This is a genomic window from Desulforegulaceae bacterium (assembly GCA_034006035.1).
Lineage (GTDB): Bacteria > Desulfobacterota > Desulfobacteria > Desulfobacterales > JACKCP01 > JACKCP01.
Genome location: JAVETN010000001.1, coordinates 339,702 through 355,306, shown reverse-complemented (window position 1 = coordinate 355,306; position 15,605 = coordinate 339,702). Strand labels below are relative to the sequence as shown.

The window sequence follows — 15,605 nt, the reverse complement described above, 5'->3', positions numbered from 1 at the left end:
ATTTATTTAAAAATTTTTTTTACCTCAAAAATTAATTGATGTCAATAAAACATAGAATTACGATAATTCACCCGCTTAGAATGAGGTTATAATATTCACCTTTTTTCTTTATCAACTCATTGTGGTTTCCTGATTCACATACTTTTGAATCTTTTATTACAAGAATATTGTCTGAGTGTTTAATTGTACTCAATCTGTGTGCAATCATTATTGAGGTTCTTTTTTCCATTAGTTTTTTCATTGCATCATGAACTAATTTTTCTGATCCTGAATCAATATAGGAAGTTGCTTCATCAAATATAATCAACTCAGGAGCTGCGGCAAAAGCCCTTGCTATACACAATAGCTGTTTTTCTCCACTTGAAAGCGGCATTCCACCTTCTTTTATTTTCATTTCAATTCCCTGCTTACTTTTAAATGCAAACTTACAATTTGCGTCTTTAAGGCACTGATTTAAAAAGTTTTTATCAAAACTTTTGTTTTCAGGCAGAAGATTTTGCCTTAAACTCCCTGAAAAAACCACGGGGTCTTGCATAACAAGTGCAATTTTTTTTCTTATTTGATTTTTTTTGTAAAAATCCATATTTTTTTTATTGATTAAAATCTCCCCTGAATCGGGCTTGTAAAAACCTGTGATAAGATTAATTATTGAGCTTTTCCCTGCTCCTGTGTGTCCTGCTATCCCAAGAGACTGTCCTTTTTTTATCTTAAAAGAAATATTGTCTAGAACAGTCTCTCCTTTTTTATATGAAAAACAAATATTTTTAAATTCAATCTCTTCAATTTCTTCATTGAAATCCAAAGCTCCTTTTTTATCAGCTTCTTTTTCTTCATTAAGAATCCCAGTAATTTTTTCTGCCGATGCAAGAGCATTTTGAATAAGATTGAACTTTTCAGACAAGTCTCTTACAGGCCTGAAAAACATTTTCATATAAGAAATAAAAGCAACAAGCACTCCTATTGTAATTGCTTCTTCATTAATTCTTGAAGCTCCATACACCAAAATTATTGAAAGGGAAAAAAGACTGAAAAGTTCAATTAAAGGCATAAAAATACCAAAAACTTTTACCTGGGTCATTCCAGCCTTAAAATTTTCAAAATTAAGTTTTTGAAATTTCTTGTAAAAATAATTAAAAGAATTGTTTGTATGAATTATTCTTATTCCTGAAATATTTTCTGAAAAACTGTGATTTATTCCTGCAATCTTTTCCCTCATTGTTGCAAAAGCTTTTCTTGATATTTTTGAAAAAAATAAAACAAGGGCAATTACAAAAGGAATTACAACTACAACAAGAGATGCGAATTTAAGATCATAAAAAAACATTATAACAACAACAGAAATCATTAAAACAAGGTCCTTAAATATAAAAACAAGGATTGATGAAAACATTTCATTCATATTGTCAATATCGCCTGCTGCCCTGCTAACAAGACGACCCGTGCTATTATCGTCGTAAAATGAAATTGGAAGATGGGTCATATGAAAAAACAGTTCTTTCCTTAAATTATAAATTATTTTCTGACTCGTGAACTCCATAAAAAGAGATTGAAAAAAATCAAAGACAAAAACAAGGGCAATTACACTAAGAAAAAGAAATGACAGTTTATAAAAAGAATCTATTTCTATTCCAAACAAAAGAGAAGCACCTTGAACTTCAGAAAGAATAAATCCGTCTATGGCTTTTTTGGTAAGATAAGGAAGGAGAAGCTCAAGAGCAGTTATAAAAAAGATCAATAAAACACATAAAAGAAGATGGTTAACATAGGGTTTAATAAACGGGTATAAAACCTTTAAAACCTTAAAGTCAGATAGTTTTTTAATTTTTTTGGATTCAATTGAATGGAACATTTACAAAACACCCTGAATCTTAGATGATTTTTTATAAAACCTATTATTTTCTAAAAGATATTCATGGGAACCTATATTTTCAGCTTCATAATTTTTCAAAACCATAATTTTTTCAGCATTCAAAATTGCAGATATTCTGTTTGAAATAACAATAAGAATTTTATCTTCGCTTAAACTCTTTAAGTTTTCAATTAAAAACCTTGCTGTATTTGAATCAACCTGGCTTATTGGATCATCAAAAATGATAATATCGCCTGGATTATAAAGAGCTCTTGCAATTGCTGTCCTTTGCTTTTGTCCCCCTGAAAGAGCAGTTCCCCTTTCTCCTACTATAGAATCAAGACCTTGGGGCATATTTTCAAGATCAGATTCAAGACAGGATAATTTAATTGAATTTTTAAGTCTTTCTAAATCATAATTCTGGCCAAGAACAATATTTTCTTTTAATTCCCCTGAAAATATAAAAGATTCCTGGGGCATAAATGTAATTTTTTGTCTTAAGTTTTTAATTTTTATAGTTCTTAAATCTTTCCCGTTTAATTTAACACTCCCTTTTAAAGGCTCATAAAGACCTGAAATAATAGCCGCAAGGGTTGATTTACCACTTCCTGGAGGCCCGGTTATTCCAAGCATTTCACCCTTTTTAAGAGAAAAATTTATATTTTTTAACACATACTCTTCATTTTCATAACTAAACCAAAGATTTTCACAGCTTATTTCTTCAACTTTTTTAATTTCCTCACTTCTAGCTTCTTCTTCAAAAACAGATTCACCTAAATTTAAGATATCTTCAATTCTTTTAAGCGAGGCAATCCCCCTTTGCATAAGATTGGTCATCCAGCCAAGAGCCATCACAGGCCAGGCTAAAAGGCTTAAATATTGAATAAAGGCAACAAGATCACCTGAGGTGATTTTTCCCTCCATCACGAGGAAGCCTCCGTAAAAAAGAATTATAAAAAGAGATAAGTTAAGGAAAAAAATCATCAATGGTTTGATCGCAGAAAGAATTACTGCTCTTTTAAGGCTTTTTTCAAAATAGTCCAAAGAATATGAATCAACTTTTTTATTAATGAACTTTTCAAAGTTAAAAACCCGAATTATCCTTATTCCCAAAAAGCTTTCCCTCATATTTTCCATTAGATCTGAAAATGATTTCTGTGCATCTGTATGATAATCATGCATTTTTTTACCCAAAACCCGTGTAGAAAGGGCAATAAAAGGCATGGGAATAAGTGCTAAACCAGCAAGCTTAGGATTGAGATAAAACATGATTCCTATTGTAGCACTTCCGAGAAGTACAGCATCTGTAAATGCAATTATTCCAACTCCAAAAGCCATTCTTATATGGGCAAGATCGCTGGTGGCCCTTGCCATTATATCTCCGGTTTTTACCTGATCAAAAAAACCAACCTTAAAATTCATTATGTTAAAAAAAAGACTGTCCCTTATTCCTTTTTCAATATGCCTTGATGTCCCTATAAGGAAAACTCTCCACCAATATCTTAAAAAAGTAATTAAAAAGCCTGATAAAACAATTATTAGCCCAACTTTTAAAACACTATTAAAATCATTTTTATTGTATGTTATTACATCTATAGCTTTTTTTGTCAGATATGGTATTAAAAGTTGAAAAAAATCAACAGTCAGGAGGATAAGTATTCCTGATATAATTTTAACAAAGTGTTCCTTAAAATATGGTAAAACAAGTTTAAAAGACATAAATAGATCCATTTTTGTTAATAAAAAGATATAAATCTATACAATCAATGGCTCAAAGTAAATCATATTTATGATTGAATTTGTAAACAAGGTTAATCTCTATTTGAGGAAAATGAGGGGACAATAAAAATTTAATTATGAATGAAGGACAAGTTGTAGAATATATAGATGACCAAAAAATTCTTTCTGCTGCAGTTCTTGAAATCAAAAAAAACAGATTAAGAATTTTAAATGAAAACAACAGGGAAGTTAATATATCGCAAAAAAGAATTTCCCTTTCATCTGAAAAAAGAATCCCCTTAAAACAATCAAGGGAAAATATCTCAAAAATTTTAAAAGATTTTTCAGCTGAATCTGAAAAAAACTCAAAAGAAGTTGACATAGAATCCTTATGGGAAATTTTAAATACAGAGTCAGACTGGATAGATGTGGATTCTGTCTCCGAACTTTGGTTTGGAGACAACCCCGAACCTTTCCAAAAATCAGCTTTAATGAGGGCAATGTTTTATGACAGGCTCTATTTTAAATTCAATCACTCACAATATCTTCCATTTACTCCTGAACAGGTAGAGCAACTAAAAATACAAAAACAGGAAGAAGAGAGGAAAAAAAATATAATCAAAAAAGGAGGCAGCTGGCTCAAGAAAAATATGAACATGCAAAATCCTGAAATGCCTACTGAAGAACTTGATCTGATAAACATTCTTTCCTCATATTACCTTCTTGAAAATGAATCAAATCAAAGCGAACTTGCAAGGGAAATATTCAAAGAAGCAGGAACAGAGCCCGGACTTAAAGTTTTTAAACTTTTTACAAGACTTGGAGTCTGGGATAATGATGAAAATACAGATTTATTAAAATATGATCTTGAAAGAAACTTTTCAAACAACATAATTGAGTCAGTTAAAAATCTTGAAAAAGAGACCCTGGATTTAGATCTTTCAAAAAGAAAAGATCTTACAGGTTTAAAAATTTTTACAATAGACGGCAAAAATACAAAAGATTTTGACGATGCCTTAAGTTTTGAGGAAAAAAATGAAAAACTAACAGCCGGCGTTCATATCACCGACGTTGCATTTTCAATTAAAAAAGATACACCAATAGATAGAAATGCCATGCTTAGGGCAAGTTCAATTTATATGCCCGACGAAAAAATACCAATGCTCCACCCTAGCATATCTGAAAAAAAATCAAGCTTGATTAAAGGAGAAACAAGACCTGCAATCAGTGTTTTAATTGAATTTACAGAAGACTTTTCAATAAGCGACTTTAAAATAGTTCCTTCAATTATAAAAGTAAGTGAGCAGATAACCTATGACGAAGCAGATGAACTTATAAATTCAAGCAATTCAAATGAACTTTCAAAACTTTATGAATTGGCAAAAAAATTAAGAGAAACACGATTTTTATCCCACGCAGTTCATATTTCAATTCCTGATACTGATGTTTATGTTGATGAAAATAAAAATATTGAAATAAAAGTTTTAGACAGGGAAACTCCTTCCTGGCTTCTTGTTTCAGAATTTATGATAATTGCAAATCATCTTATGGCTGAATTTTTAAAATCAAATTCCATTCCTGCAATTTTCAGAGGCCAGCCCAAACCTGAAACAAGATATTATGAAGGAGACAATGGGGATCTTTTAATGCAGTTCCTCCAAAGAAAAGAAATGAGCAGGGTAATAATTTCTACCACTCCAGAACCCCACTTTGGACTTGGAGTTAACTCATATATAACATCAACTTCTCCTGTAAGAAAATATTTTGATCTGGTATGTCAAAGACAGATAAAATCTGTTTTTGGGCTAGAAACTCCCTATTCAACAGAAGAGCTAGATGAAATAACAGCAAGGCTTGACAACACAATGTCAAGCATAGGAAGGGTTCAGTTCCAAAGAAAAAGATATTGGATTTTAAAATATCTTGAAGAAAAAAGAGGGGAAAAAGAACCTGCTCTTGTTATCTCAGATAAAAGGTTTAACAGTTATTCAATTGTTCTTCTCAATTACATGATGGACTCAAAACTTCCTGCAACATCTGGAATGAATTTAAAGCCAGGAGACAATATTGTTGTTATAATTCAAAATGTTAATGCCAGAAGTGACATTTTATCTGTCCATTTAAGTTAAGAAAAGCAGTTAATCGGCTGAGATTGCAAAAAGGTGAGCATTGATGATAAGAGATCCTGAAAACAAAATAAAAAAAACAATTCTTTCACAAATAAAAAACAAAAATTGTTTTGCCCTAGACATAGGCTGTGGAAACGGGGAAGTTACAAAATTTATCTCTAAAAACACCTCCCTTACAATAGGTATTGAACCATTTTTTGAAAAGCTTAAGAATTTAAAAACTGACAACCTTTATTTTGCTGCAAATTCAGGATCCAGCCTTTGCTTTAAAGACCAATCTTTTGATTTTGTTTTCTTTTGCCAGTCTCTCCACCACATTGAAGAAAACAGTCAAGCCCTTGCTCTTAAAGAAGCAGAAAGGGTGTTAAAAAACAAAGGGACTCTTTTAATTATAGAACCAATGTATAATAAAGGGATCTATGGAAAAATAACAGCCCTTATTAACACAGAGAAAAGGCTTAAGGAAAAAGCAAATAAAGAAATTAAAAAACTAAAGAATCTTTCTTTCAAAAAACTTTTCTCCAAAAATTTAAAAATCGAATTTCTCATTAATGGTTACAATGATTTTTTTAATTCTAAAATTAAAGACAAACCAGGTATAAACTGGAATGAAAGCATTGAGGCAAAGATTAAAAACTTAATTTCACAAGCACCTGAAAAACATGGCAAACTTTCAATAGACAACCATCTTAACGTTTTTTGCTTTCAAAAAGATTGAAATGGTTAAAAAAGATACATAGTGTAAAATATACTCAGAGGACTTGTTTCTTTCTTAAACAAAACACACCTAGGCTTAATTTTGATAAACAAAGATTCTTAATTAAAAACAGTTAAATCCTCAACATTCTAGACCTGAACTTTGTTGACGCCAACACTCTTTTAAATCTTTTTTATTATCTATAGACATGGCATGAATATTGTAATATACAAATATTAAGTTAGAATTTTTGCAAAGGCTTAAGAAAAAACTTTTGTAAAAAATTACCTTTACTAAACAGTTTTATTTTTTTCATTGTTCTCCTTCTTAATATCCCCCTGAGTACTCAGGGGGATATTTTTTTTAAAAATCCTTTTACTTTTCCTAAAAATTAAAGTATGTTACTCTGTAATTATGAAAAACAAATAGTAGTTTTTCGCAAACAGGTTTCTTTTTTTAGAACATATCTTTTTTTGTAATCCAAAATAAGGTCTTCTTAAAAGAGAAATCCAGTAACAATTAATAGAAATAATTTAAGGAAAAAGTTTAAAATGGCAAACGGAATTGTAAAGTGGTTCAATGAAAGTAAAGGCTATGGGTTTATCGAACAAGAAGACGGACCAGACGTTTTTGTTCATCATACTGGAATTAACATGGATGGATTTAAAACTCTATCAGAAGGTCAAAAAGTAGTTTTTGACATTGCAGAAGGTCCCAAAGGAAAAAATGCAGTTAATGTAGTTCCTCAATAATATTTTTTTCAAAGACTTTCCCGGCATCCTTAAATCATTTAAGGATGCTTTTTTTATCTTTCCCAAAAACTTCAAGGTTCTATTTAAAACAAATCTACACTAAAGTTTGACAATTCCATTAAAAAAAATTTAATATGATTTTTTGTATTATTTTGAAAATGGAGGAAAAAAATTGCGTTCCAAAATTCTTATTTTAAGGTTTCCCGAGGACCAAGCTCACGAAGCTCTTGTATGCAATCTTGCAAAAGACTTCAGGCTGACATTTGCTATTTTACATGCTGAAATTCTTCCAAGAAAAGAAGGACTTCTTGTTCTTGACCTTTCAGGCCCAGCTGCAAACTTTGATTCAGGGGTAAAATATCTTAAAGAAAAGGGAGTCTCTGTTAAAACTGCCGCCCAGGAAATAATCAGAGATGAAGCTTCTTGTGTTCATTGCGGAGCTTGTACTGCTGTTTGTCTTACCCAGGCACTTTATATTAAAAGACCTGAAATGACTGTTGAGTTTGATCAGGATAAGTGCAGTGCCTGCGAACTCTGCGTAGTGACTTGCCCTGTAAAGGCAATGATTGCAAGTCCGAAAAACGAAAACTTTTTTTAAAAAATGAAAGAAAAAATAGCAGTAGCTGTAAGCGGCGGTATAGACTCACTTGTCGCTGCTTTTATTTTAAAAAGAAAAAAAATTGAAATAACAGGATTTCACTTTTTTACCGGCTATGAGTCCAAAAAAAAATCTGTTATAAAAGATGAAATAACCCAGATGTGCGATAAAATTGATCTCCCTGTTGTTTTCATTGATATAAAAAAAGATTTTGAAGATAAAATTGTATCTTACTTTAAAAAATCTTATACAAAAGGATTGACTCCAAATCCCTGTCTTATGTGCAATCCCTTGATTAAATTTGGACTTCTCCTTAAAGAAGCAAACAAAAGAGATATAAAAAAAATTGCAACAGGCCATTATGTAAAAACAATTAAAGACAATGATGGTAATCTTTTTATTGCAAAGGCAAATGACCCCTTAAAGGATCAATCTTATTTTCTTTCAATGGTTCTTAAGGAAAATCTTCAAAACTCAATATTTCCAATTGGACACTTAAAAAAATCCCAGGTCAGAAAAATTGCAAAAAATTTCAATCTTACTCCAACTCAAAAAGATGAGAGCCAGGATATTTGTTTTATAAAAAACAAAAACTATAAATTATTTTTAGAACAGGACAAAAAACTAGATTTTGCCCCAGGTAAAATAATTGATAAAACTGGTAAAACAATAGGCTTTCACAAAGGTGTTCATAATTTTACCATTGGCCAAAGAAAAGGAATAAACTGCCCTGGACCTCATCCTTATTATATTCTTGAAACGAACCCTGAAACTAAAACAATAATTGTAGGAAAAAAAGAAGATCTTGATTCATATTCACTTCTTGGGTCAAACTTCAATTGGTTTAAATACCCAGAAAAATTTCCTTTTGAAGCCCAATTTAAAACAAGGTATTCCCAGAAATGCCAAAAAGGCAAAATTTTAAAAATTAAGGATAATTTATTCAAGGTTGAATTCAATTCCGCTGTAAGCTCAGTGACTCCAGGCCAAGGCGTTGTTGTTTACGACAAAGAAATAATTATTGGAGCAGGATTTATAGTAAAAAATGAAAAAATTTAAAATCATTACCCTGGGTTGCAAATGCAATCATTACGAATCTGACTCAATAGCAATGCAACTTGAACAAAGCGGATATGAACAAAATGAAGAAACTCCAGACCTTGTTATTGTAAACACTTGTACTGTGACTGCCAAAGCAGGAATGCAGTCAAGACAGGCAATAAGAAAAGAGCTTAAAAAAAATCCTTTAGTAAAAATTATAGCTACAGGATGCCACTCTCAAACAGAACCTGAAGAAATAAAAAAAATAAATAAGAAAATAACCCTTGTTTCCCAAGGGAAAAAAAACCTTATTCCTGAATTTACAATCAAAGACTCATTTGAAGATACAATTATAAGTTCAGTATGTTCAGAAACAGAATTCAAGTTTATGTCTTCGCCAAACAAAGCAACAAAAACAAGAGCTTACCTCAAAATTCAAGACGGGTGCAATGCTTTTTGCTCTTATTGCATTATTCCATATTCAAGAGGAAGAAGCAGAAGCATGGCCTTTGAACAGGTAATTGAAGAACTTGTAAAGCTTAAAGAAAATGGATATAAAGAAGTTGTGTTAACAGGGATTCACATTGGCTGTTATGGAAAAGATTTAAAAAACAAAACCAACTTTACTTCCCTTATAAAACATCTTGCAAAAAACAATCAAAAATTTCCAAGGCTTAGAATAAGCTCAATAGAACCCGATGAAATTACTGATGAGATAATTGAAATAGGAGCTTCTACTTCAATTTTATGTCCTCATTTCCATATCCCGTTTCAAAGCGGCGATGACTATATTTTAAAAAAAATGAAAAGACCCTATTCCAGAAAATTTTTAGAAGAACTTGTGTTGAAAATAAAAAACAGAATTAATGACGCCTCAATAGGAGTAGATGTTTTATTTGGATTCCCAGGTGAAACAGAAAGTTGTTTTCAAAACACATTCAACCTTTTAAAAGAACTCCCTGTTTCATACTTTCATGTCTTCCCTTTTTCTCCAAGAAAAAATACAGCTGCAGCAGGATTTAAAAACCAGATAAACGGTAAAATAACAAAAAAAAGATGCCAACTTGCAAGAAGTCTGAGTAATTTAAAAAAAGATGAATTTTACAAATCTCAATCAGGTAAAGTTAAAAATGTATTAATTGAAAACCAAAGGGATAAGCAAACAGGCAATTTAAAAGGTTTTACAGAAAACTATGTTTCTGTTTTTGTTAGAGGTGAGAATTCACTTAAAAATGAAATAAAACAAGTTAAACTCAAACTTGATCAAAAAACTGGATTTATGGAATCAGAGTTGATTTGAAATAAATTTTAAAAACCAAAAGACCTTTCAATTATAACCCTGGTTCGTCTTATTATTTTCTCATAATAACTGCTGTTTCTCTGTAGATAAAACTCAATCTGAAAATCTGAATTATCTTTCTTAATTTTTTTTAGCTCACTTTGAAGTGCGTATGGGGATTCAATCCTTTTAACAAAAAGTTCTCCCCAAGTTGTTTTATATATGATGGCAAAATTATTTATATTTTTTTCATAATGGACCTCTTCAAAACTTACCACAATAAGAACTTTTTGGATTTTTTCCTTTTTGAGGTAAAAAAGAGGCGAATTGTCAAGCACATCACACTTACCTATAAAATCTTTTAATTTAAAGGAAAGATTAACAATTTCCTGAAGACTTACACTTGTGCGATTGGGTTCCATCCTTACCCTGCCGACCTTGAAAAGGTCATTCCAAACAGCAAAAGCTGCAGCCTTTACTATATGACGTCCTGAAAATAACGGAAAAGAACGGTCATTTCCAGCAAAAACTTTCCAGTTATTGTTTTCATAAACATAAGTAATATCAAGAAGATTAAATTGAGCGGCCGGCTTTGGAATCAGATTTACCTTCCCATTTTTCTTTTGATAAATTGAAGTGATTTTTCTTCCAAGAACAGTTAGATCCCTTAAGTTTATGTGGAGGCTTGCCTTCCCCTGGGAAGCAATTGTTTTATAAAAAGAAAAAAGCTCCTGGACCAAACGTTTCCCAAGTTTTATTTGAGACGACATATCCCAGTTTTTAAAATTTTGAAGATCACGAACAACTGTTTTAGGAATCTTTGAACTCTTTAAAAAAGAGCTGACAAGTTTTTTCTTTAGCGGATTTTTTTCTGAAACATTTATATTGCATCTTAAAAAAAAACATTCTTTTAAAAATGAGAGCCTTTCCGGCTTTACTCCTGTATCAAAACTATGAATTAAGAGCTCCATGGTAAAAGTCATTGGCTCAACAAAATCTTCTGATTTTGAAAGCAAAACTTTTTGCCTGAAAAGGTCTGCCGCAAGCCTTCTACCTGGATCATCAATCTGCCTTTTCAAAAGAGCCATTTTAATTACTGACTTTAGTGGACTTGCAAATGCTTTCTGAAGCTGCCACAAAGAAGCTCCTAAATACTCTTCCGGGTTTACAGGTGGGAGGGCACCAAAATCTGCATACTCACTTCCTCCCCCAAGACTCTTTTCAACAGAAGCAAAGGTTGATTCATAATCAAGGCTTTCCCCTGAATCTACACAAAGCCACCAAAAAGGAATTTTTCCTGCAATAACTATGGTTGTTCTATAGAACTCCTCTATTAAAATATTTTTCTGGGCAGAGCCTGAACTTACATTATCAACTTTCCCAAAATAACCTTTTTTGATATTATCTATGTCTGAAATAAAAAAATATATGGGAATTCTACAGTTTTCATCATACCAGTCTTTGATAAGATTTATTTTCTGGGTTAAAAATCTCCTGTTTTTGTTTCCAAGCTTCTCAAAATCTACACAAACCCAAATATCACAATCGGAATATGCTGTATGGGCAAGGGTTCCTATACTTCCTATGGTATAAACACCATCAATAACACAAATTTCCCTGCTCTGCCCATAGGGCTGTCTCAAATCTTCAACTTTGAACTTTTTTTTAAACAACTTTTCTTTTTTTTTCATCCAGGGAACAGACTCTAACCCGAATATTTTAAATTCCCCTTTAAAATCAGGCAGATAACCAGGGCATTTTTTATGATTAACACTGAGAAGCCAGGGCAAAAGATATAATATCTGAGTACTCTCTTTAGGGGCGATTTCTTTAAAAAGAGCTTTCCTTTTGTCATTATATAAACTAAATATATGACTATTTCTTCTTATTAATTTTTCTAGGCCCATTATAGACATGGCAAGCAACCGTATAAACTGTCATAGATGTAAATATTATTATGTTACATGGGAGAAAAAAAATCCGCATGGGTGCAAAGCTTTAGGCTTTAAAAGTTCAATTGTGCCCTCCCTTGTAGTTTTTCAAAGCTCGGGAACAAAATGCAAATTTTACTCTCCAAAAAATACAGGTAAGCCAAAGCCCAAAAAAAATATAATTATAGTCTAGAAATTAATTGCCTAACCTCATCCATTTTTTTACAGGTAAATTTACCTTCTGGACAAACTCCGTCCATAAAGCAACCAGGCCCTACTTTCTTAAAAAGATCGGGCTCTTTTGCTCTTAACAATGAAAGCATTTCATAGGCAAACTCCCTTATTTCCCATTGGGCTCTCATACATGTCCTCAAACGTAAAAAATGAAAAAGTTCTCTGGCATTCATTGAAGTAACCACATCAAGTCTCATTCCTGCCAAAGCAAAATAAACAAGATCTTCTTTAAATTTAAGCTTTTCTTTAAATTTTTTATATAAATCCAAATGCTTTTCATAAGAATTGTTGTAAACTTCATTAAGCTTGGGATTGTTTTTAATGCTTTCAGGTAAAATAAAATCATCAAACCTTACCCCAGTTGAAAGATCAGGAACAATAATTGACTGAATTCTATGCCTTACAAGATGAGTAAGCCCTGCAAGGCTTATTCTGTTTATCCTAAATCCAAAGCTGATATTTTCTAAAGCTCTTGCCCTTCCGTCTGCTATGGTTTCAGAAATAATATCATTGTAAACTTTCGGGTTTTCTTTAATTGTTTTTTGGGCATTTTCAGTTGAGATACCTGTTTGCCCAATAATTTGTGAAACAACCATTTTATATGAAGCATTTTCTGTTGAAGACAAAAGCTCAACTTTTTTTTCAGAAAGACAGCTACTTTGAACCTGAGAATTTAAAAGAGAATTTGTAAATAAAGGAAGATTATCTTTAAAACCTGCAATTTTTTCTATCATGGAAAAAGGTTCTTTAAAAACTTCTCTTGCCTGTTCCAAAAGCATCTTGCCTAATTTTTTTATCTCAGGATATTTTGAACCTCTTCCATAGCAAGCAGAATAAATTATTTTCATCAATTCCCTGGCATTCACAGTGCAATAAAAATTACTCCTGAAACTATATGGCAGAATAAATCTTGCATCTTCCCTTGGAACCTCATTTTCAGTTAACTCTGAATAAGCTTTGAAAAGAGCTTCCATTCCTTGATTATATTCTTTTTCAAGCTCTTTTTTTTCATCTTCAGAAAGATCATCCTTGAATCTTAATTCCGGAAAAACAAAGCCCATCTTCTTATAATCAACATATCTTCTTGACTTTACAGTAAAAGATGCAAGTCTAAACTCAATCATAAATTGTTCGGTAATTACAGATACATTATCAAAAATTATATTGAAATAAATATGCTCACTTACAGAATGATGGCCCATGGAGAGCACTTTTTCTATTAATGAGGTGTCTTCTTTTTCCATGCTATCTTTATAAATTTCAAGGGCACTGCCTTTAGTGGTTGAAATTCTTGCTGCTGCAAGACAAAAATTGGAAGGCTTTTTCGTATGGCCTGAAATAAAAGCTTTTGAATTTATCATGGCAAACTCTTTTTTAATTGATTTATAACTTATAATTTATTTTAAGCTTAGCAGACTTAACCTAATTAAATTAAAAAAAACTATATTCTGCATGTTCTTATATCAATTACAATAACTCCCCTTGCTCCAAGCTCCACAAGTTTATCCATCATAAAATTAACTTCTTTTTTTCTTACCATGGACTTTATTGCAATCCATCCTTTTTTGCTTAAAGGAGAAACAGTGGGAGACTCAATCCCAGGAGTTATAGCAGCTGCCTTTTCAAGGAGTTTTTCTTCAACATCATACTCAATTATAACATATTCTCTTGCAGTTAAAATTCCTTTGATTCTTTCAGTAAAAATATAAGCTTCCTTGTTTTCAAGTGTTTTTAAATTCCTTGAAATCAAAACAGCCTCTGAATTTAAAACAGGATCTCCAAGAGTTTCAAGACCTGCATCTTTTAAAGTTCTGCCCGTTTCCACCACATCTGCAATTGCATCTGCCACTCCAAGCTCGATTGATATTTCAACAGCTCCGTCAAGCTTTACTATATCAGCTTTTAACCCTCTTTTGTTAAAGTCTGAACGAACTATTTCCGGATATGAAGTTGCAATCCGCTTATGATCCAGCTCCTCCACTGATTCAAAAGCCCCTTTTTTACAAGCATAGGAAAAATAAGACTTTCCAAACCCAAGTTTAAAAACTTCGTTTACATTGGTTTTACTGTCAAGGGCAAGATCTCGTCCTGTTATTCCAAGATCCAAAATCCCTCTGCTCACATAAACAGCAATATCCCTTGGTCTTAGAAAAACAAAATCTATCATGTTTTCTAAATCTGAAACCATGAGTTCTTTGCCTATACGCCTTGATGAGTATCCAGCAGCTTTTACAAGCTTTACTGCATCTTCAGACAAACTTCCCTTATTAGGAAGAGCTATTTTTAACATTTGGCAATTTTCTCCTGAACTTTTTTTAAAACTTATTGAAAATCTATAAATATTTGTAAACATCTTCAAGTGTCAAATCACAGGCAAGCATCATTACCTGAATATGATATAGAAGCTGGGAAATTTCTTCAGCTGTTTTTTCCTTACCTTCATATTCCGAAGCAATCCAGACTTCCCCTGCTTCTTCAAGAATCTTTTTCCCTATTTCATGGATGCCGCTCTTAAGTTCTTTTACAGTTCCTGAGTTGGGGTCATTTGAATCTTTTTTCATTTTAAGCTCTTCAAACAATTCTTCAAAACTTTTCATTATTCATACCTAAAAATTTATAAATTAATTATAAGACTAAAAATATATTTTAATTTTCTAAATTCTGACTTAAAAATCCGGTAAATGGATCTGTAAAAAAACTAAAACTCTGCGTCTTTAAAATATGTTTTTATCTGCTTTTTAAAATCATTCAAATCTTTAAACAAAATTGAGTTAATTTTTTTATTCAAAGCACGTTTAATATGGGGATTATGATCATCAACAAATAAAGTGTTTTCAGGAAGTTCGTTCATTTCTTTTAAAACATAATCAAAGATTTCAGGCTCTTTTTTAGTTATTTTAAGATGATAGGAATTAAAAACCCTGTCAAAATACTTAAAAAAGTCATTTTTCCTGTCAAGCTTTTCAAGCCAATTGGTTTGATCACTTAAAATGGCAGTTCTGAGATTGTTTTTTCTAAGCCATTTGATAAAGTTAATCATTTCAGGTCTTAAGATAAATCTATCAAGAATAAATTCTGTAAGTTTGTCGTTTTCTTCATTTATACCTGTTTTTTCCTTAAAAAGGTTCCAAAATTTATCCGAGTCAGTCTTACCCCTGGTAAATCCGCTATCATATACAAGATCAAATCCTGTTTTTTTTAAGGAATCAACATCAAGATCATTTTTTAAGGCAAGGTCTGTTATTCCTTTTTTAAAACCTTCTTCTGCTATTACTCCCCCAAAATCCAATAAAACAAGTTTTATATCCAAATTTAATAATTCCTTTTGTCTTTTTTAAATTTACAAATCTATAATAAAAGTTAACACAGGCTTTTA

The 15,605-nt window shown here is 31.5% G+C and carries 13 protein-coding genes; 6 read left to right on the top strand and 7 right to left on the bottom strand.

All coding sequences use genetic code 11. The features are described from left to right. Window positions 1–67: 67 nt before the first annotated feature. Window positions 68–1,849, bottom strand: a complete 1,782-nt coding sequence (locus RBR53_01665; GenBank protein MDY0131351.1) for an ABC transporter ATP-binding protein — start codon at window positions 1,847–1,849, stop codon at window positions 68–70. Then, window positions 1,850–3,568, bottom strand: coding sequence for an ABC transporter ATP-binding protein (locus tag RBR53_01660; protein ID MDY0131350.1), 1,719 nt, complete (start codon window positions 3,566–3,568; stop codon window positions 1,850–1,852). A 137-nt stretch (window positions 3,569–3,705) separates the two neighbouring features. Here RBR53_01660 and RBR53_01655 point away from each other — a divergent pair, with 137 nt between their 5' ends. The 6 genes from RBR53_01655 (at window position 3,706) to mtaB (ending at window position 10,085) form a co-directional block, all read left to right on the top strand. Then, window positions 3,706–5,697: a ribonuclease catalytic domain-containing protein gene (locus tag RBR53_01655; protein ID MDY0131349.1), complete on the top strand. Its 1,992-nt coding sequence runs from the start codon at window positions 3,706–3,708 to the stop codon at window positions 5,695–5,697. A gap of 43 nt (window positions 5,698–5,740) precedes the next feature. Next, window positions 5,741–6,415, top strand: a complete 675-nt coding sequence (locus tag RBR53_01650; GenBank protein ID MDY0131348.1) for a class I SAM-dependent methyltransferase — start codon at window positions 5,741–5,743, stop codon at window positions 6,413–6,415. Window positions 6,416–6,945: 530 nt separating this feature from the next. Next, a complete protein-coding gene (locus RBR53_01645; GenBank protein MDY0131347.1) occupies window positions 6,946–7,146 on the top strand; it encodes a cold-shock protein in 201 nt (66 codons plus the stop codon). A 172-nt stretch (window positions 7,147–7,318) separates the two neighbouring features. Then, complete coding sequence (locus RBR53_01640; protein MDY0131346.1) at window positions 7,319–7,744, top strand: NIL domain-containing protein; 426 nt, start codon at window positions 7,319–7,321, stop codon at window positions 7,742–7,744. A 3-nt stretch (window positions 7,745–7,747) separates the two neighbouring features. Next, a complete protein-coding gene (gene mnmA, locus RBR53_01635) occupies window positions 7,748–8,803 on the top strand; it encodes a tRNA 2-thiouridine(34) synthase MnmA (GenBank protein MDY0131345.1) in 1,056 nt (351 codons plus the stop codon). Beyond that, on the top strand, window positions 8,790–10,085 hold the full coding sequence (gene mtaB, locus RBR53_01630; GenBank protein ID MDY0131344.1) for a tRNA (N(6)-L-threonylcarbamoyladenosine(37)-C(2))-methylthiotransferase MtaB: 1,296 nt from the start codon (window positions 8,790–8,792) through the stop codon (window positions 10,083–10,085). The genes mnmA and mtaB overlap by 14 nt, the downstream gene beginning before the upstream one ends. A gap of 8 nt (window positions 10,086–10,093) precedes the next feature. Here the strand turns inward: mtaB and RBR53_01625 are convergent, their stop codons facing one another. From RBR53_01625 to RBR53_01605, 5 genes are all read right to left on the bottom strand, one after another. Continuing rightward, window positions 10,094–11,980 carry a class I adenylate cyclase gene (locus RBR53_01625; protein ID MDY0131343.1) on the bottom strand — a complete coding sequence of 629 codons (1,887 nt, stop codon included), beginning with the start codon at window positions 11,978–11,980 and terminating at the stop codon, window positions 10,094–10,096. 197 nt (window positions 11,981–12,177) lie between these two features. Then, a complete protein-coding gene (gene thyX, locus RBR53_01620) occupies window positions 12,178–13,590 on the bottom strand; it encodes an FAD-dependent thymidylate synthase (GenBank protein MDY0131342.1) in 1,413 nt (470 codons plus the stop codon). An 80-nt stretch (window positions 13,591–13,670) separates the two neighbouring features. After that, window positions 13,671–14,519 carry an ATP phosphoribosyltransferase gene (hisG, locus tag RBR53_01615; GenBank protein ID MDY0131341.1) on the bottom strand — a complete coding sequence of 283 codons (849 nt, stop codon included), beginning with the start codon at window positions 14,517–14,519 and terminating at the stop codon, window positions 13,671–13,673. 43 nt (window positions 14,520–14,562) lie between these two features. Continuing rightward, the gene (locus tag RBR53_01610; protein MDY0131340.1) at window positions 14,563–14,826 is read right to left on the bottom strand and encodes a phosphoribosyl-ATP diphosphatase; all 264 of its coding nucleotides are present in this window, start codon (window positions 14,824–14,826) and stop codon (window positions 14,563–14,565) included. 101 nt (window positions 14,827–14,927) lie between these two features. After that, a complete protein-coding gene (locus RBR53_01605) occupies window positions 14,928–15,539 on the bottom strand; it encodes an HAD family phosphatase (protein ID MDY0131339.1) in 612 nt (203 codons plus the stop codon). Between the last annotated feature and the right edge of the window lie 66 nt (window positions 15,540–15,605).

Coding starts and splice junctions, on each gene's coding strand:
- RBR53_01625 (MDY0131343.1), bottom strand. CDS start 11,980: ATGTCTATAATGGGCCTAGAAAAATTAATAAGAAGAAATAGTCATATA.
- RBR53_01665 (MDY0131351.1), bottom strand. CDS start 1,849: ATGTTCCATTCAATTGAATCCAAAAAAATTAAAAAACTATCTGACTTT.
- RBR53_01645 (MDY0131347.1), top strand. CDS start 6,946: ATGGCAAACGGAATTGTAAAGTGGTTCAATGAAAGTAAAGGCTATGGG.
- RBR53_01650 (MDY0131348.1), top strand. CDS start 5,741: ATGATAAGAGATCCTGAAAACAAAATAAAAAAAACAATTCTTTCACAA.
- RBR53_01660 (MDY0131350.1), bottom strand. CDS start 3,568: ATGTCTTTTAAACTTGTTTTACCATATTTTAAGGAACACTTTGTTAAA.
- hisG (MDY0131341.1), bottom strand. CDS start 14,519: ATGTTAAAAATAGCTCTTCCTAATAAGGGAAGTTTGTCTGAAGATGCA.
- RBR53_01655 (MDY0131349.1), top strand. CDS start 3,706: ATGAATGAAGGACAAGTTGTAGAATATATAGATGACCAAAAAATTCTT.
- thyX (MDY0131342.1), bottom strand. CDS start 13,590: ATGATAAATTCAAAAGCTTTTATTTCAGGCCATACGAAAAAGCCTTCC.
- mtaB (MDY0131344.1), top strand. CDS start 8,790: ATGAAAAAATTTAAAATCATTACCCTGGGTTGCAAATGCAATCATTAC.
- RBR53_01610 (MDY0131340.1), bottom strand. CDS start 14,826: ATGAAAAGTTTTGAAGAATTGTTTGAAGAGCTTAAAATGAAAAAAGAT.
- mnmA (MDY0131345.1), top strand. CDS start 7,748: ATGAAAGAAAAAATAGCAGTAGCTGTAAGCGGCGGTATAGACTCACTT.